Annotated in this window: 19 protein-coding genes; 10 read left to right on the forward strand and 9 right to left on the reverse strand. The window is 67.4% G+C overall.

The window, feature by feature from the left end; all coding sequences use genetic code 11:
• Window positions 1-54: 54 nt before the first annotated feature.
• Complete coding sequence (locus ACWIDZ_RS12720; protein WP_291781918.1) at window positions 55-288, reverse strand: con-10 family general stress protein; 234 nt, start codon at window positions 286-288, stop codon at window positions 55-57.
• A gap of 185 nt (window positions 289-473) precedes the next feature.
• Here ACWIDZ_RS12720 and ACWIDZ_RS12725 point away from each other — a divergent pair, with 185 nt between their 5' ends.
• A complete protein-coding gene (locus tag ACWIDZ_RS12725) occupies window positions 474-770 on the forward strand; it encodes a hypothetical protein (RefSeq protein WP_291781921.1) in 297 nt (98 codons plus the stop codon).
• 61 nt (window positions 771-831) lie between these two features.
• Here ACWIDZ_RS12725 and ACWIDZ_RS12730 read toward each other — a convergent pair whose 3' ends face one another.
• A complete protein-coding gene (locus ACWIDZ_RS12730) occupies window positions 832-1533 on the reverse strand; it encodes an MBL fold metallo-hydrolase (RefSeq protein WP_312217776.1) in 702 nt (233 codons plus the stop codon).
• A gap of 172 nt (window positions 1534-1705) precedes the next feature.
• On the opposite strand from ACWIDZ_RS12730, the gene tig reads away from it, so the two are divergent.
• From tig to ACWIDZ_RS12750, 4 genes are all read left to right on the forward strand, one after another.
• Window positions 1706-3049 (forward strand): trigger factor, encoded by a 1344-nt coding sequence (gene tig / locus ACWIDZ_RS12735; protein WP_453989386.1) that lies wholly within the window; start codon window positions 1706-1708, stop codon window positions 3047-3049.
• A 101-nt stretch (window positions 3050-3150) separates the two neighbouring features.
• Complete coding sequence (locus ACWIDZ_RS12740; RefSeq protein WP_453989387.1) at window positions 3151-4080, forward strand: hypothetical protein; 930 nt, start codon at window positions 3151-3153, stop codon at window positions 4078-4080.
• Window positions 4081-4187: 107 nt separating this feature from the next.
• Window positions 4188-4829, forward strand: a complete 642-nt coding sequence (locus tag ACWIDZ_RS12745) for an ATP-dependent Clp protease proteolytic subunit (RefSeq protein ID WP_003165321.1) — start codon at window positions 4188-4190, stop codon at window positions 4827-4829.
• Window positions 4830-4896: 67 nt separating this feature from the next.
• Window positions 4897-5475 carry a cytochrome b gene (locus tag ACWIDZ_RS12750; RefSeq protein ID WP_346522007.1) on the forward strand — a complete coding sequence of 193 codons (579 nt, stop codon included), beginning with the start codon at window positions 4897-4899 and terminating at the stop codon, window positions 5473-5475.
• Between the two features lie 47 nt (window positions 5476-5522).
• Here ACWIDZ_RS12750 and ACWIDZ_RS12755 read toward each other — a convergent pair whose 3' ends face one another.
• From ACWIDZ_RS12755 to ACWIDZ_RS12765, 3 genes are all read right to left on the reverse strand, one after another.
• Complete coding sequence (locus ACWIDZ_RS12755; protein WP_453989388.1) at window positions 5523-7619, reverse strand: DNA topoisomerase IV subunit B; 2097 nt, start codon at window positions 7617-7619, stop codon at window positions 5523-5525.
• A 68-nt stretch (window positions 7620-7687) separates the two neighbouring features.
• The gene (locus ACWIDZ_RS12760; protein ID WP_453989389.1) at window positions 7688-8935 is read right to left on the reverse strand and encodes an O-antigen ligase family protein; all 1248 of its coding nucleotides are present in this window, start codon (window positions 8933-8935) and stop codon (window positions 7688-7690) included.
• The gene (locus ACWIDZ_RS12765) at window positions 8932-11280 is read right to left on the reverse strand and encodes an ATP-dependent helicase (protein WP_453989390.1); all 2349 of its coding nucleotides are present in this window, start codon (window positions 11278-11280) and stop codon (window positions 8932-8934) included. Before ACWIDZ_RS12765 ends, ACWIDZ_RS12760 begins: the two co-directional genes overlap by 4 nt.
• A gap of 160 nt (window positions 11281-11440) precedes the next feature.
• Between ACWIDZ_RS12765 and ACWIDZ_RS12770 the strand changes: the two genes are divergently transcribed.
• From ACWIDZ_RS12770 to ACWIDZ_RS12780, 3 genes are read left to right on the forward strand one after another with little or no spacing between them, the layout of a single operon-like run.
• Entirely contained in the window at window positions 11441-11626 is a 186-nt protein-coding gene (locus ACWIDZ_RS12770; protein ID WP_291781946.1) for a hypothetical protein, read from the forward strand.
• Between the two features lie 9 nt (window positions 11627-11635).
• Window positions 11636-11947: a hypothetical protein gene (locus ACWIDZ_RS12775; RefSeq protein WP_346522003.1), complete on the forward strand. Its 312-nt coding sequence runs from the start codon at window positions 11636-11638 to the stop codon at window positions 11945-11947.
• A gap of 4 nt (window positions 11948-11951) precedes the next feature.
• Window positions 11952-12299 carry a DUF488 domain-containing protein gene (locus tag ACWIDZ_RS12780; RefSeq protein WP_453989391.1) on the forward strand — a complete coding sequence of 116 codons (348 nt, stop codon included), beginning with the start codon at window positions 11952-11954 and terminating at the stop codon, window positions 12297-12299.
• Window positions 12300-12323: 24 nt separating this feature from the next.
• Here the strand turns inward: ACWIDZ_RS12780 and ACWIDZ_RS12785 are convergent, their stop codons facing one another.
• Genes ACWIDZ_RS12785 through ACWIDZ_RS12795 form a run of 3 tightly spaced genes read right to left on the reverse strand, consistent with a single transcriptional unit; the run spans window position 12324 to window position 13708 of the window.
• Window positions 12324-13052 carry an SIMPL domain-containing protein gene (locus tag ACWIDZ_RS12785; RefSeq protein WP_291781955.1) on the reverse strand — a complete coding sequence of 243 codons (729 nt, stop codon included), beginning with the start codon at window positions 13050-13052 and terminating at the stop codon, window positions 12324-12326.
• Window positions 13049-13288 carry a ribbon-helix-helix domain-containing protein gene (locus tag ACWIDZ_RS12790; protein WP_312217769.1) on the reverse strand — a complete coding sequence of 80 codons (240 nt, stop codon included), beginning with the start codon at window positions 13286-13288 and terminating at the stop codon, window positions 13049-13051. Before ACWIDZ_RS12790 ends, ACWIDZ_RS12785 begins: the two co-directional genes overlap by 4 nt.
• A 3-nt stretch (window positions 13289-13291) precedes the next feature.
• Window positions 13292-13708: a YbaY family lipoprotein gene (locus ACWIDZ_RS12795; RefSeq protein ID WP_291781961.1), complete on the reverse strand. Its 417-nt coding sequence runs from the start codon at window positions 13706-13708 to the stop codon at window positions 13292-13294.
• Window positions 13709-13837: 129 nt separating this feature from the next.
• Between ACWIDZ_RS12795 and ACWIDZ_RS12800 the strand changes: the two genes are divergently transcribed.
• Window positions 13838-14782 carry a DMT family transporter gene (locus ACWIDZ_RS12800; RefSeq protein WP_452111259.1) on the forward strand — a complete coding sequence of 315 codons (945 nt, stop codon included), beginning with the start codon at window positions 13838-13840 and terminating at the stop codon, window positions 14780-14782.
• On the opposite strand, the gene sseA is transcribed toward ACWIDZ_RS12800, so the two are convergent.
• Window positions 14783-15628, reverse strand: a complete 846-nt coding sequence (gene sseA, locus ACWIDZ_RS12805; RefSeq protein ID WP_453989392.1) for a 3-mercaptopyruvate sulfurtransferase — start codon at window positions 15626-15628, stop codon at window positions 14783-14785. It abuts the gene before it with no gap.
• A 124-nt stretch (window positions 15629-15752) separates the two neighbouring features.
• Here sseA and kdsA point away from each other — a divergent pair, with 124 nt between their 5' ends.
• A complete protein-coding gene (gene kdsA, locus ACWIDZ_RS12810; protein ID WP_409450005.1) occupies window positions 15753-16655 on the forward strand; it encodes a 3-deoxy-8-phosphooctulonate synthase in 903 nt (300 codons plus the stop codon).
• Window positions 16656-16667: the final 12 nt, after the last annotated feature.

Raw genomic sequence — 16667 nt, forward strand, 5'->3', positions numbered from 1 at the left:
AAAACGGCGAGGTTTCCCACGCCGTCGGAAGGTTATGAAATCGATCGCGGGGGATCAGCGCTTCGGCGGCGCCGGGTCCTGACCGGTCTTGTTTCGCGCGCCGTGGGAGGCTTCGCCGCCCTTGCGTCCGGCCTGGGCCGCGAGCGTGCGGTCCTGGGAGAAGCTGCGCTTCTCGCTGGGGACGCTGGCGCCGCCCTTGCGAGCGATTTCGCGCTGACGTTCCGGGTCCATGGAGGCGAAGCCTCGCTTGGAAACACCGGAGCCGCGGGTGGGCTGACCTTCGGCCATTTCAGATGTTCCTTTCGTAGACGGTGGCGCTTGCGCAAGAGAACCCGGCCCCGGCGCGGAGGTTCCGACAAAGGATTAAAACCCTGTTCGACAAACGGGGGCCGCGCGTGTGCTCGGCGGGGGAACCGCGCGGATTCCGGCGGGTTCATCGAAGCTCGGAATGCAGATTTCAGGAGCTTAGCCCCATGCCGGTTTCCAAGAACCCCATCGCCGACGCCGACGGCGCTCCGTCGCCCGAAGACATCACCGAAGGTCGTTCCACCCTGGGCGACCGCCTGGAAGGCGCGGCTGATGACATCCTGGCGGCTGGCGCCCGGCCGCGTCCTCTTCGCCGAGCCGTGCGCGAGGATGCGGCGGAAATGCGCGACTGGGCCCGCCATCGCGGCTCTCAGGCCTGCGAGGCGATTCGCGACGAACCGATCCGCATGACGCTCTATGCGCTCGGCATCGGCGTCCTGATCGGCTTGTTGGCCGCGCGCTAGACCAGGATCGGTTCGGATTGGTTCAATCCGAAATCAGCTCAATGGTCCGGCATCAAGGAGGTCAGGCCGGGCCGGAGGCCGGGCGCGCGATCGGAGCCGCCTGCATGGCCCGGTCCGAGACGAAGGGATTGCTGCGCCGTTCGGCTCCGAACGTCGAATGCGGCCCGTGGCCTGGCACGAAGGTCACATCATCGCCCAGCGGCCACAGCTTGGTGGTGATCGCGCTCAGCAGGGCCTGATGGTCGCTGCGCGGGAAGTCGGTCCGGCCGACCGAGCCCTGGAACAGCACGTCGCCGACCTGGGCGAAGCGGGCCTCGCGGTTGAAGAAGATCACATGGCCGGGCGTGTGGCCGGGACAGTGGAACACCTCCCACGTCGTCTCGCCCAGCGTCAGAACGTCGCCGTCGTCCAGCCAACGCGTGGGGGTGAAGGTGCGGGCCTCGGGCAGGCCGTATTTCTGGCCCTGCGTGGGAATCAGGTCGATCCAGAACTGGTCCTCAGGGTGCGGGCCGACGATGTCGAGGCCGGTCTTTTCCTGCATCTCGGCGGCGGCGCCCGCGTGATCCAGATGCCCGTGGGTGATCCAGATGGCGTCCAGCGTCAGTCCGCGCCGCGCGACCTCGCCCAGAATGGCGTCGACCGAGCCGCCGGGGTCGATGACGGCGGCCTTCTTCGTCTTCGTGCACCAGACCGTCGTGCAGTTCTGCTGAAGCGGCGTAACGGGCGTGACGAAGACGCCGATGGGGGCTGAAGGCTGGCTCATGCGTCATGAGATAGCGGCCCGATGACCACAAAGGAACCGCGTTGCGTTGACGTTTCGGCCCCTTCTCGACATAAGGGCGGGCTCCGAGGCGCCGCTCCCGAAAGGGGCGGCCCTGTTGCTTTATCCACCGCGCGCCTTTGCGGCGTCGCCACAGAGCGTCAGATACCCGACCATGCAAGTCGTCGAAAAGTCGAACGAAGGCCTCAGCCGCGTGATCGCGGTGACCATTCCCGTCGCAGAGCTGAACGAAAAGCTCGAAGCCCGCATCAAGGAAGTGGCTCCCCAGATGAAGCTGAAGGGCTTCCGTCCGGGCAAGGTGCCGGCCTCGTACGTCAAGAAGACCTTCGGCCGTGACTTCATGGGCGAAATCATCAACGCCTCGCTGAACGAGACCAGCCAGGGCGCTCTGGACGAGCTGAAGCTGCGTCCCGCCGCTCCGGCCGAGATGAACCTGACCTCCGACATGGACAAGGTCATCGCCGGTCAGGAAGACCTGGCCTATGAGATGTCGCTGGAAGTCATGCCGGAATTCACCCCGGTCGACCCCAAGACCCTGAAGCTGACCCGCCCGACCTATGAGGCCTCGGAAGAGGATCTGGACGAGGCGCTGAAGGAACTGGCCTCGCAGGCCAAGTCCTACGAGGACAAGAAGGGCAAGACGGTCAAGGCCGCCGACGGCGACCAGCTGACCATCGACTTTCTGGGCAAGATCGACGGCGAGGCCTTCGACGGCGGCGCCGCCACCGACGCCGACCTGGTGATCGGCTCGGGCCGCTTCATTCCCGGCTTCGAAGAGCAGCTCAAGGGCGCCAAGGTCGGTGAAGAAAAGACCATCGAAGTGACCTTCCCGGAAGAGTACCAGGCCAAGCACCTGGCCGGTAAGGCCGCGACCTTCGACGTCACCGTCAAGGCCATCAAGGCCGAGGTCGAATCCAAGATCGACGACGAGTTCGCCAAGCGCATCGGACTGGAGTCGCTGGACCAGCTGAAGGAACTGCTGAAGTCCAACCTGAACCAGCAATACGCCGGCGCCACCCGCTTCAAGCTGAAGCGCGCCCTGCTGGACGTGCTGGACGAGGGTCACGACTTCGCCTTGCCGCCGAAGATGGTGGACGCCGAGTTTGAAGGCATCTGGGCCCAGGTTTCGGCCGACAAGGACGCCGGCCAGCTGCCGGAAGAAGACGCCAAGAAGTCGGAAGACGAACTGAAGGCCGAGTACAAGAAGATCGCCGAGCGCCGCGTGCGCCTGGGTCTGGTCCTGGCCGAGATCGGCCGCGCCAACAACGTCGGCGTCTCGGATCAGGAACTGTCGAACGCCATCATGGCCGAAGCCCGCAACTATCCGGGTCAGGAAAAGATGGTCCTGGACTTCTATCGCCAGAACCCCAACGCCGCCGCCCAGCTGCGCGCGCCAATCTATGAAGAGAAGGTCGTCGACCTGATCGTCTCGGTCGCCGAGGTGAAGGACGAAGCCATCTCCAAGGAAGAGCTGCTGAAGGAAGAAGACGAGGCCTGATCTCGTCGTCTTACGGATCGGTAACTGTCGTTCCGTCAGCCATTCAGGCAAATGAAAAGGGTTCGCTTCGGCGGGCCCTTTTTGATTCTGGAGTCGACCTCATGGCCTTTTGGACGATGATCGCCCTGGCGGCCGGGCTGACCTCGATGGAGCCTCTTCAAGCCCAAGCCCCGGCCCAGTCTTCGGCTCAATCTCAGACCACGCCCGACCCCGACTCCGTTCAGGTCGAGGACGTCACGGTGGCCGCCACCCTGCGCGACGCCCAACTGCGGGCGCGGGTCGACACCTTTATCGAAAGCAACATGGCCCCTCCGGCTGGGCGTCCTCTGGCGCGTTGGAACAAGCCGGTTTGCGTGGCGACGGCCCATCTGACGCCGCAGTACGCCCAGGCCGTCATCGACCGCGTGGCTCAGCGCATCATCGAGGCCGGCGGCGACGTCGCTGGGCCGGGCTGCAAGGTCGACGTGATGATCGTCGGGACGGACGACGGCGCCCAGATGGCCAAGGCCCTGGTGAAGGACGATCCGCGCGGCTATCGGCCCGCGCGCGGCGCGACCGATCGGGGCCGGGCGGCCCTGCAGCGTTTCCAGGAGGGCGAGGCCCCCGTGCGCTGGTGGCATGTCAGCCTGCCGGTCAACATCGACACCGGCGAGATCGCCATCCGCCTGGACGGCGAGGAGTATCCGACCAATACGGTGCGCGAATCCTCGCGCCTGCGCAGCAATGTGCGCGATGACCTGGCGCGCGTCGTCATCATCGTGGACTTCACCCGGACGACCCAGGTTCGGATGAGCGCCGTGGTCGACTATGTGGCCTTCATCGCCCTGGCGCAGGTCAATCCCGAGGGTGATCTGGCGGGGCAGGACACCATCCTCAACCTGTTCACCCGGCCGGACGAGATCACGGAGATGACCCGTTGGGACCGCGACTATCTGGCGGCCCTGTATCGCGCCACGCCCAATCGCTTCACCCTGCAGGCCCAGACACGCGGCATCGCAGACGAAGTGGTGCACGGTCGTCGCGATCGATAGGCGATAAGTGCGCTCCCCCGGCGGATGCGCCTTGCGCAGGCCCGAGGCGAACGCGATATGCTGAAGCGAGGGCGCGACTCAAGCGCGCCATGAATCCGAGAGACCCCATGCGCGATCCGATCGACTACATCTCCAACAACCTGGTGCCGATGGTGGTGGAGCAATCCAGCCGCGGCGAACGGTCGTTCGACATCTTCTCGCGCCTGCTGCGCGAGCGGATCATCTTCCTGACCGGCCCGTTCGAGGACGGCATGGCCTCGCTGATCTGCGCCCAGCTGCTGTTCCTGGAATCGGAGAACCCGAAGAAGGAAATCAGCATGTACATCAACAGCCCCGGCGGTCAGGTGACCTCGGCGCTCGCGATCTATGACACCATGCAGTACATCAAGTCGCCGGTCTCGACCGTGGTCATGGGCATGGCCGCCTCGGCCGGGTCGCTGATCCTGACGGCCGGCGAGGCGGGCCAGCGCATCGCCCTGCCGAACGCGCGGGTCATGGTGCACCAGCCCTCGGGCGGCTTCCGCGGCACGGCCTCGGACATCGAGCGCCACGCCGAGGACATCATCGCCACCAAGCGCCGCCTGAACGAAATCTACGTCCAGCACACCGGCCGCACCTATGAAGAGGTCGAGCGCACCCTGGACCGCGACCACTTCATGACCGCCGAGGAAGCCAAGGCCTGGGGCATCGTCGACCACGTCTATGACAAGCGCACCCAGGCCGACGACGACGGCGTCAAGGCTCCCTGAGCCTAGCCCGGATTCAGGCTGCGACAATTTGCGAGGCGGAATCCGGCGACGGATTCCGCCTCGAATCATGTTTGAGACTCGTTATCAGCAGAAGGGGGCGCTCATGGCGACGCAGTGGAGAGACGACGGCTTTCGATATGGCGCCGTCACGCGCGCGCTGCACTGGGCGATCGCCCTGCTGCTGACGTGGCAGTTCACCGGCATGGCGGTGAAGCTGATCGTCGGCAAGGCGCCGATCACCGCCTTCTGGGTCGGCACGCACAAGGGGATCGGCGTGGTCCTGCTGACCCTGATCGTGCTGCGCGCCTTGTGGGGCCTCTACAACATGAAGACGCGGCCGGCGCACGGCGGCGGCTTCTGGGGGCGGGCCGCCAAGGTCGGGCATCTGGCGCTCTACGCCCTGATGCTGATCGTGCCGTCGCTGGCGCTGCTGCGGCAGTATGGATCGGGCAAGCCGCTGGACGTGTTCGGCGTACGCCTGATCGACGGCGGCTGGGCCGAAGTTCCGTGGATGACCGCCCCGGCCAACGCCGTGCACGGCCTGCTGGCCTGGGTGCTGCTGGCCGCCATCGCGGGCCACATCCTGATGGTGCTGGTCCACCGTTTCATCTGGAAGGACGACACCGTCGGCCGGATGATCGGCTAGGCTGGTTCAGCCCGCCGTCACCGTGGGGGCGACGGCGGATCGCGACGTCAGACGTCCAGGTCGGCCTGGGCGAAGCGGGCGTTTTCCTGGATGAACTGATAGCGGGCCTCGGCCTTGCGGCCCATCAGGCGCTCGACCAGATCCTCGATCTCTTCCTCGCTGGCGGGCAGGGCGATGCGGGCCAGAGTCCGCTTTTTCGGGTCCATGGTGGTCTCTTTCAGCTGAGAGGCCATCATCTCGCCCAGACCCTTGAACCGGCCGATCTCGGTCTTCTTGCCCTTGAACACGCTGGCCAGAAGCTCGTCGCGGTGGGCGTCGTCGCGGGCGTATTCCGAAAGCGGGCCTGCCGAAATCCGATAGAGCGGCGGCAGGGCCATGTAGAGCCGCCCCTGACGGATCAGGTCCGGCATGGAGCGGTAGAAGAAGGTGATCAGCAGGGCCGCGATGTGGGCGCCGTCGACGTCGGCGTCGGTCATGATGACCACGCGCTCATAGCGCAGGTCGTCGACGCTGAAGCGGCTGCCCGCCTGAACGCCCAGCGCCAGCATCAGGTCGGTCAGCTCGACGTTGGCGCGCAGCTTGTCCGCCGTGGCCGAGGCGACGTTCAGGATCTTGCCGCGCAGGGGCAGGATGGCCTGGGTCGTGCGGTCGCGCGCCTGCTTGGCCGAGCCGCCGGCCGAGTCGCCCTCGACGATGAACAGTTCGGTGCCCTCGGCGGCCTGACGCGAACAGTCCGACAGCTTGCCGGGCAGGCGCAGCTTGCGCGTGGCGGCGGCGCGCTGGACTTCCTTGTCCTTGCGGCGGCGCAGGCGATCCTCGGCGCGGTCGATGACGAATCCGAGCAGGGCGTTGGCCTGTTTCGGGCTCTCGGTCAGCCAGTGGTCGAAGGGGTCGCGCAGCAGCTGTTCGGCCAGGCGCGCGCCCTCGGGCGAGGACAGGCGGTCCTTGGTCTGGCCCTGAAACTCGGGGTTGCGGATGAAGATGGAGATCATCGCCCCCGCATTGGCGATGACGTCTTCCGCCGTGATCTGGGCGGCGCGCTTCTCATTGGTCAGCTCGCCATAGGCCTTCAGCCCCTTGACCAGGGCGGCGCGGAAACCCGCTTCATGGGTGCCGCCGTCGGGGGTCGAGACGGTGTTGCAGTAGGAGGCGACGAAGCTGTCGGCGTCGCCGAAGCCGATGGGGGACCAGGTCACAGCCCATTCCAGGGCGCCCGCCTCGCCCTTGCGTTCGACGCGCCCGGCGAAGACGGGGGTGACGGTCTCGATCTCGCCTACGCGCTCGGCCAGGGCGTCGGCCAGGCCGCCGGGGAAGTGCAGCGTCGCCTGGGCGGGCGTCTGGTCGGTGATGCGTTCCGGCGCGCAGGTCCAGCGGATTTCGACGCCGCGGAACAGATAGGCCTTGGCCCGCGTCATGCGGAACAGGCGGGCGGGCTTGAAGGCGGCGCCGACGCCGAAGATCTGTTCGTCCGGCTTGAACCGGATCAGGGTGCCCTTCTTCTTCGAGGCGCCGATCTGCTGGATCGGTCCCTGCGACAGGCCGCGGCTGAAGGACTGCCGCCATTCGAAGCCGTCGCGCCAGACGGTGACATCCAGGCTTTCCGACAGGGCGTTGACGACCGAGACGCCGACGCCGTGCAGGCCGCCCGAGGTCTCATAGGCCTTGCCCGAGAACTTGCCGCCCGAGTGCAGCACCGTCATGACGACTTCCAGCGCCGACTTGCCGGGGTGCTTGGGATGAGGGTCGACCGGGATGCCGCGTCCGTCGTCGCGCACCGACAGATAGCCTTCGGCGTCCAGATCGACGGTAATCAGCTTGGCGTGCTTGGCGACGGCTTCGTCCATCGCATTGTCCAGCACCTCGGCGAACAGGTGGTGCAGGGCGCGCTCGTCGGTGCCGCCGATATACATGCCGGGGCGCTTGCGGACGGGCTCCAGGCCTTCCAGCACCTCGATCGAGGACGCGGAATAGCCGGTGGCGGCCGCCGTCGCGGCGCTGGCGTGGGACGTCAGCTCGACCTTCGGCTCATGCACGGGCTGAGGCGCAACCGGAGGCGCCGCCTGGGGAGCGGGCGTCGCAGCGGGCGCGGGGGCGGCGGGCTTGGCCGGTTCGGCATCGTCGAGCTTGGAAAACAGGTCGTCCATCAGGGCATTTTGCGGCGATTCGGGGCAGGGTCTGGTAGGCTTCGAAGACGGCGGGGGCAAGGCCCGCGTCAGGGCGCCCGGTCCGGGATCAGATTACGCGCCATCAGCGCCATGAACAGGGTCCACGGCAGATCCTGATGCCGCATCAGCACGCTTTCCGATAGGCTCAGCAGCAGGAAGGCCGCTAGCCAGGCCAGACTCCAGTAGCCCTCGCGTCGCCCCAGGCTGGACAGGCGCATGAGCACGGCGGCCGCTGTCACGGCCACGACGACGCCGATCAGGCTGACGCCGACCCAGCCCAGCTCTGCGCGCAGGTCCAGCCAGCCCTGGTGGGCGGACGGGACGCGCCAGCCCGTCTCATGGCGGATCCACTCCATCGGTTCCGAGTGCGGCAGCCAGAAGGCGCTGTAGCCGTAACCCAGCCAGGGCCTGCGCTCGGCCATGCGGCCGATGGCGTCCCAGATTTCCGTACGGCCCGTCAGGCTGGGGTCCTTGCCGAACAAGGCCAGAATCTCGACGGAGAACTCGCTCCAGGCCCAAAGGCCGCCGACCAGGGCGACGCCCATGCACCAGACGGCGATGACGCCGAACACCGGCCCCAGACGCCGCACCAGCCGGCAAAGCAACACCAGACCGCCGCCTAGCACCGCCATGACGAGGGCGGTCTTGGACTGAGAGCCCAGCAAGGCCAGGGTGCAGACCGCCAGGGCGGCCAGAGCCAGGCGACGATCCTTCACGTCGGTTTGCGCCGCCAGCAGGGCGGAGGCGCCGATCAGGCCGACCGCCATGACCATGCCCAGCTGGTTCTTCTCGTACCAGACGCCCCGCCACATGCCGGCGTTGGCCTCATGGTGGATGCCGAACCCCGGAAAGATGAAGACGGCGATCAGGCTGCCGATCCCCAGGGCCAGGAAGGTCGCGGTCAGCAGCCGGGGCAGGGCGATCCCGCGAAAGACCGCGCCCAGATAGACGGCGAAGATCCCGGTCAGTCCCAGGGCGAGCACGCGCCGCTCGGTCACATCCGGGGCCTGGGACCACAGGCTGGACGCCAGCGCCATGACGACCATCAGCAACAGGGGGATGAAAGCAGGCCAGGCCGCCGCCATCCGGCGTGCGCGAAATCCGATCAGACCCAGGATCACCAGATAGATCGGCGGCCAGATCAGCCGCAGCACCGGCGTTTCCTGCTGCTGCGGCGCGAAGATCGGACCCAGAAGGGCGCCGGACAGCAGGGTCAGGATCAATCCCGCCGCCGCCTGCTCCCACAAGGTGGGGGCGTCGGGATCGCGTCGTGAAAGGGCGGCCGCCCCCGTCACGCCTTCTCCACGAAGGTGTCGATGACCTTCTTCTCGCCCGCCTTGTCGAAGGCGACGACCAGCTTGTTGCCCTCGACCGCGCGGACGTGGCCGTAGCCGAACTTCTGGTGGAACACCCGGTCGCCGCGCGACCAGCCGGACGCCGCCTTGGGATCGGCCGTGGCGATCAGGCGGCCTTCGCCCTCGATCACCGCGCGGCGGGCATAGGCGGGCTTGGGCGTCTGGTTCGCGGTATAGGTCTGGGCGCGCTTCCAACCGGGACTGGAATAGCTGCCGCCGAAGGAGGGGGCGTCGTCCCAGCGGCTCTTGGCCTCCTTCATGCCGGACGAGGCGCCGTAATAGCCGGTGTCCGACTGCGGCTCGACGTGGTCGATCGGCAGTTCATCGACGAAGCGGCTGGGCAACTGAGAGGTCCAGCGGCCATAGACCATGCGGTTGGCGGCGAAACTGATGCGCGCGTCCTGCTTGGCGCGGGTGACGCCGACGTAGGCCAGGCGGCGTTCTTCCTCAAGGCCCTTCACGCCCTTCTCGTCGATGCTGCGCTGGCTGGGGAAGACGCCTTCCTCCCAGCCCGGCAGGAAGACCAGCGGGAACTCCAGCCCCTTGGCGCCGTGCAGGGTCATGATCTGCACCGAGCCCGAACCGTCGGCGTTCTCGTCGCGGCGCTCCAGGTCCATGACCAGAGAGACGTGCTCCAGATAGGCCTGCAGCGTTTCGAATTGCTGCATCGACTGGGTCAGTTCCTTGAGGTTGTCCAACCGCGTCTGGCCGCTGGTGCGGTCGGCCTTCTGCATGGCGGTGTATCCGCTCTCGTCCAGCAGGGTCTCCGTCACCTGCCAGTGGGGCGTGCCCATGGCCATCAGGTCGCGCCAGCGGTCCAGGTCGCGCACGAAGTTGGCTAGAGGCGTCCGGGTGCGCGCCTGAAGCTCGTCCGTGGTGATCAGGTGGCGCACCGCGCGCATGGCCGAGACGCCGTTCTCGCGCGCGATGTGCAGGACCTTCTGGACCGAGGTGTCGCCTATGCCGCGCTTGGGGACGTTGACGATGCGCTCGAACGCCAGATCGTCGTCCTCGGACTGGATCAGCCGCAAGTAAGCGTGGGCGTCGCGGATTTCCGCCCGCTCGAAGAAGCGCGGCCCGCCGATGACGACATAGGGAATGGCCAGCATCAGAAAGCGTTCTTCAAACGCCCGCATCTGGAATGACGCGCGAACAAGAACGGCCATGTCCTTGTAATTCATGCCCTGCTTGCGCGCGGTCTCGATCTCGTCGGCGATCAGGCGGGCCTCGGCCTCGCCGTCCCAGACGCCACGCACGCGCACCTTGTCGCCGCTGTCGTCCTCGGTCCACAGGGTCTTGCCCAATCGGTCCTGATTGGCTGCGATCAGGGCCGAGGCCGCGCCCAGGATGTGCTTGGTCGAACGGTAGTTGCGCTCCAGCCGGATGACCTTGGCGCCGGGGAAGTCACGCTCGAACCGCAGGATGTTGTCCACCTCGGCGCCGCGCCAGCCATAGATCGACTGATCGTCGTCGCCGACGCAGCAGACATTGCCGGTCGAGGAGGTCAGCAGCCGCAGCCACAGATACTGGGCGACGTTGGTGTCCTGATACTCGTCGACCAGGATGTAGCGGAATCGGCGACGATATTCTTCCGCTAGATCAGCATGTTTCGACAGGATAGTGATGTTGTGCAGCAATAGGTCGCCGAAGTCGCAGGCGTTCAGCGTCGCCAGCCGCGCCTGATAGGCGGCGTAGAGCGCCGGGCCCTTGCCGTTGGCGAAGTCCTCGCCCGGCGGCAGCTTGTCGGGCGTCCAGCCGCGGTTCTTCCAGTGGTCGATCATATGGGCCAGCGACTTGGGCGTGAACCGCTTGGTGTCGATGTTGGCGGCTTCCAGAAGCTGCTTCAGCAGCCGTTCCTGATCGTCGGTGTCGAGGATGGTGAAGCTGGACTTCAGCCCGACCAGTTCCGCATGGCGACGCAGGATCTGCGCCGCGACCGAGTGGAAGGTGCCCAGCCAGCGTAAGCCTTCGGACGACGGGCCGATCAGATGGCCGATCCGCTCGCGCATCTCGCGCGCGGCCTTGTTGGTGAAGGTGACGACCAGCAGCTCCCACGGCTTGGCCCGGCCCGTCGCCAGGATGTGCGCCAGTCGTGTGGTCAGGACGCGCGTCTTGCCCGTGCCCGCGCCCGCCAGCACCAGCACCGGCCCCTCGGTCGTCTCCACCGCCTCGCGCTGTTCGGGGTTCAGGCCCGCCAGATAGTCGTTCGCCGCGCCTTGGGGGGCCTGGGCGCGGGCGAGGTCGGAAATGCGGGGGGCGGGCAGGTCGGTCACAGGGGCAAGCACTCGGGCGGCGTCTGGGGCGGTCGCCCCGTCGGAATCTGAAGGGAGAACATAAGCAGCACAGCGGCCAAAGTCAGGCCTAATCGCACGGGCTGTTTCCGGAACCGTGCAGCCAGAGCGCCGTTGTCCCAGATGACAGGCCAACAAAGGGAAGGGATGCCTTATGGCGGAAAACTCCAGCGGCGGCGGGAACGCCGGTCTCGCCTTCATCGTCGGCGGTCTGGTCGTGGTGGTGGCCATCCTGGCCTGGTTTCTGCTGGGACGAGGCGGGGCGCCGGACACCAAGAACGTCGATGTCGAGGTCAAGCTGCCTGAGGTCTCGGCGCCGGCCGCGCCGGGCGGGAACTGAGGCGAGGCCATGACCGATCCGAACCTTCCTCCCGAGCGGGTGGTGCATCAGACCACGATCAATACCTCTTCGCCTCCGCCGCGAAAGAGCGGTGGCGTCGGCCTGGCCTTCGTCGTCGGCGGCCTGGTGGTGCTGGTGGCGATCATCGCCTGGTTCGTTTTCGGGAGCGGCCGTGTTCCGGAGCCGGAGCGACCTAACCTGGATGTCGACATCACCGTGCCGACGCCGCGCCTTCCCGAGGTGCCGGACCGCCCGGCTCCGCCCGAACTGCCCCGCCCGAGCGAACCGCCGCAGGTGGCGGCCCCGCCTTCTCAGGACTGAGCCGATGAAGCCGGCGCTGAAGAGGGTCTATGAGCCGCCGTCGAAATCGGACGGAACGCGCATTCTGATCGATCGCCTGTGGCCGCGGGGGCTGAGCAAGGACAAGGCCCATGTCGACCTGTGGCTCAAGGCGATCGCGCCCAGCACCGAACTGCGCCGCTGGTTCGGCCATGACCCCGAGAAATGGACCGAGTTCCAGCATCGTTATCGCGCGGAGCTCAAGGCCAACGGCGACGCCGTGTTCGAGTTGAAGGCCGCGCTCGCCGACGGTCCGGCGACGCTGGTCTATGGGGCGAGGGACGAAGCGCACAACGACGCCGTGGTGCTGGCGGATTATCTCGCCAACCTCTAACCGCTCATCCCGGCCTTCGCAGACCTATTTCAGCCGATAGCTGATGGTCGTGACGACCCGAACCTTCTTGTTCGGCGTGCTGGCCTCGTCGCCGGCGCCGTCGCGCGACAGGATCTCGAACGATCCTTGCCCCGCCGTCTTGATCGGCCCGAGAGGCGCGCCGGAATCCTTGGCGAACTGTTCGGCGCCGGTGCGGGCGGCGGCGGTGGCCTCGGCGATCATGGCGGGCCGCACGTCGTTGAGCTTGGTGAAGAGGTAGGACGGACCCTGGAAGTCCTGCAGCACCACGCCCTGGCGCACCAGATCGTTCAGATTGCGCGTGGTGGTCTGGACCCGGTCCACATCCGTGGTGCGGACGATGACGGTCTGGGTCAGGATGAAGCGCGGCCCGCCGGTCTGGCTGGCGTACTCGCGAGAGCGGGTGTCAGCCACGCCCAACTGGCCCAGATCCACCGCGTCGTCGGGATAGCCTTGGGCCTTCAGGAACTGCCGCACGATGGCCAGGTCGCCGTCGATCCGCGCCTGCACCTCCGACAGCACGTCGCCCGAGGCGGTGAAGCGGATCGGCAGGACGGCTAGGTCGGCCTTCACGTCCTTTTCCGCCAGACCGCGCACGGTGACGGAGCGGTCCCCCGCGCGGGCGTTGACCACGCCCTGGCCGATCAGGGCGCCGCCGCCGATCAGTCCGATGGCCACCAGTCCGCCGAAGACGGCGGCGGGGATGAGGCGGTTCCTATCGATGTCAGCGCTCATGAGGTCTTCTCTTCTGCGAAGCTGCGGTCGCCGCCGACCCATTGCAGGGCCAGGATGCGGCAGGCGGAGGCCAGGGGGCGGCGGCCCCGCCAGGCGTCGATGCGGATCAGCAGGCTGGACCGACTGAGCGCCAGTTCGCCCGCGATGATATCCAGCACGGCCCAGAACTCAGGCTCCAGCGCCACCGAGGTGGCGTGGCCGGACAGCAGCACCGATCGCTTGACGAGACTGCTCAAGGTCTAGCGTACGCCCACCATCACGATCTCGACGCTGTTCGGCGCGCCGCGCGTCAGGACCGAATGGCGCGTGTCGGTGGTGAAGCGCAGGGCGCCCGACGGATCGCGGATTTCGGCGCGGGCGGCGTACTCCATGCGGCTGTCGATCCTGTCGTTCGGCACCGAAAGGGTGACGGCGTAGGGCGGGCCGCGGCCGTCCAGGCGCTGGGTCGTCTCGGCCAGGACGCGGGCGGGGGCGTCGGCGCGGCTGACGTCCTCGACCTTGACGGTCAGAACATGGCCCGGCGGCAGCATGATGCGCTCGCGATAGGTCGCCGTGACCTGCACCTGGGTGGAGGCTGCGGGGCTCTCGGGCATGGATGAGCAGGCGGCGGCCAGAAGGGCCGGGGCCAGGACGAGAGGGGCGAGGAACAGGCGCATCGGCGTCTCCTTTGAGGGGCAGCTTAACAGAACGCGCCAGCGCCGCATAAGGCTGCAACAGTTTGAGAGACGCGGGATAGGAAGCGGTGCTATCGGAAGTTCCCGTTTCGTTTCGATCGAGTCGCCGGCGTGTCCCAGTCTGAAGCTCCCCATTCCGAAACTCCGCCTTCACGCCTGCCGTCGCCGGCCCTGCTGGCCTTCGGCGGGGTCGGGGTCTGCGCCCTGATCTGGGGCACGACCTGGTACGCCATCACCTTCCAACTGGGGGCCGTCGATCCGGTGGTGTCGGTGGTGCTGCGCTTCGGCATCGCCTCGACCTTGCTGGCCTTGATCGTCAAGGCGACGGGCGGGCGGCTGGCGTTGACCCGGGGGCAGCATCTGGCGGCGCTGGGACAGGGGCTGTTCTCCTTCGCCATCAGTTACGCCTTCGTCTACGCCTCGGAGGAGAAGATCGCCTCGGCCGTGGTGGCGGTGATCTTCGCCGCCCTGGCCTTCCTCAACCTGATCCTGTTTCGCGTGGCGTCGAAGCAGAAGGCGGCGCCGGCCGCCTGGCTGGGCGCGGGGCTGGGCGTGGTCGGCGTCGGCGTCCTGTCGGCGGGCGAGGTGATGGGGGCGGGGCTGGGCGTCCACGCCGTGGCCGGCGTCAGCTTCGCCGTGATCGCCGTCGTCGCCTCTGCGTTCGGCAACTGGTTCGCCTGGAGGGGACAGCAGGCCGGCTCGGGCGTCCTGCCGTCCACCGCCTGGGCCATGGCCTACGGCACGGGAACGCTGGCGCTCTACGCTCTGGTCACGGGCGTATCCTGGTCGGTGGCGTGGAGCCCGGCCTATGTGATTTCCCTGCTGTATCTGGCGGTGTTCGGCTCGGTCGTCGCCTTCGGCCTGTATTTCACCATCGCGCGGGCGAGGGGGTATGCGACCGCCAGCTACATCTCGGCCCTGACGCCGCCGATCGCCATGCTGGTGTCGGTGATGTTCGAAGGGGCGCGCTTCGGCCTGCTGGCCTTGCTCGGCCTGGCGCTGGTTCTGGCCGGACAGGTGTTCCTGATCCGCGCGCCCAAGCGTTCGGCCGCCTGATCAGGCGGCGCCGGTCGCGATCGGCGCATCCGGCCGAGCGCCCCATTCAGCCCACGACCCGTCATAGAGGCGCGACGGCCGCCCCAGCACGGCCAGCCCCAGCGTCAGGATCGCCGCCGTCACGCCTGATCCGCAACTGGTGATGACGGGCCGCTCCAGATCGACGCCCGCCGCGCGAAAGGCCTCTTCCAGCGCCGCGCCCCGCTTCAATGTCCCGTCCGTGTTCAGCAGGTTGGAGAAGGGCAGGTTCAGCGCCCCCGGCATATGGCCTGCGCGCACGCCGGGACGCGGCTCGGCCGCTTCGCCCCGGAAACGCGCGGCGCCACGAGCATCGACCACCTGAAGTCCGTCCGATAGCGCCGCGCCGACCTGATCGAAATCGGCCACGGCCTCGGCGTCGAATTGCGTCTCGAAGCGAGCGGCGCCTGGCGCGGCGGGAACTCCGCCCTCCAGAGGCCGCCCCTCGGCCTTCCACTTCGGCAGACCGCCGTCCAGCACGCGCACGCGCCGGGCGCCCATCGTCCGCAGCGTCCACCAGACTCGCGCTGCGGAGAACAGCCCCTGCGCGTCATAGACGACGATGTCGTCTGTCGCCTCGACGCCCAGCGCGCCCATCGCCTCGGCGAAGGCGTCCGGCGTGGGCAGCATGTGCGGATAGGGGCTCTCCCGATACGACACGGCGTCCAGGTCGAAGAAGACGGCGCCGGGCAGCCGCTCGCGTTCGAAATCCGACCGCGCGTCGCGGCCGTCCAGCCACCAGCTGGCGTCGATGATCCGCAGGTCGGACACGTCCAGCCGCGCGGCCAGGGCCTCGGTCGAGATCAAGGGCGTGTCGGTCGTGCTCATGTGATCAGACTATCATGATCGCGCGGCCGGTGGTCAGGGCCTGAGTCGCCCGATAAGTTGCGAAAACGCATCCGCGACGCCACCTGTCCGACTTAAAGTCGCGGCATAGGCTCGCGAAACCACGTTGAAACCAGTCGAAAGCGCCGCCGTGACCTCTCCGAACGCCGTCATCACCCTGTCCGAAGGCCTCAAGAAACCCGTCGTCATCGGCGGCGGCGCCCGCATCGTCTTCATCGCCGGCCCGTGCCAGATGGAAAGCCGCCAGCATGCGCTGGAGACCGCCCATGCGCTGAAGGAGATCGGCGAGCGGCTGAACCTCGGCATCATCTACAAGACCAGCTTCGACAAGGCGAACCGCACCAGCGCCAGCGCCGCGCGCGGTATCGGCCTGAAGGACGCCCTGCCGATCTTCGCCGAGATCCGTGAAGTCACCGGCCTGCCGACCCTGACCGACGTCCACTCCGAGGCCCAGTGCGGTCCGGTCGGCGAGGTCGTGGACGTGCTGCAGATCCCGGCCTTCCTGTCGCGCCAGACCGACCTGCTGCTGGCGGCCGCCGCCACGGGCAAGGCGATCAACATCAAGAAGGGTCAGTTCCTGGCCCCCTGGGACATGAAGAACGTCATCGCCAAGGTCACGGGCGCGGGCAATCCCAACGTCATGGCCTGCGAGCGCGGCGCCAGCTTCGGCTACAACACCCTGGTCAGCGACATGCGCGCCCTGCCGATCCTGCGCGAGATCGGCTGCCCGGTGGTGTTCGACGCGACCCACAGCGTCCAGCAGCCGGGCGGGCAGGGCACGTCTTCGGGCGGCCAGCGCGAGTTCGTGCCGGTGCTGGCTCGCGCCGCCGTCTCGGTCGGCGTCGACGCCGTCTTCATGGAGACGCACGAAGACCCGGACAACGCCCCGTCGGACGGCCCGAACATGGTGCCGCTGAGCCAGTTCGAGGCCTTGGCCGCCGAACTGATCGCCTTCGACGACCTGGCCATCAAGCTGGGTCACAAGGGGCCGATGGCGAAGACGGCGTGAATCCGCTAGTTC

It is taken from the genome of Brevundimonas sp. NPDC055311, assembly GCF_053645695.1.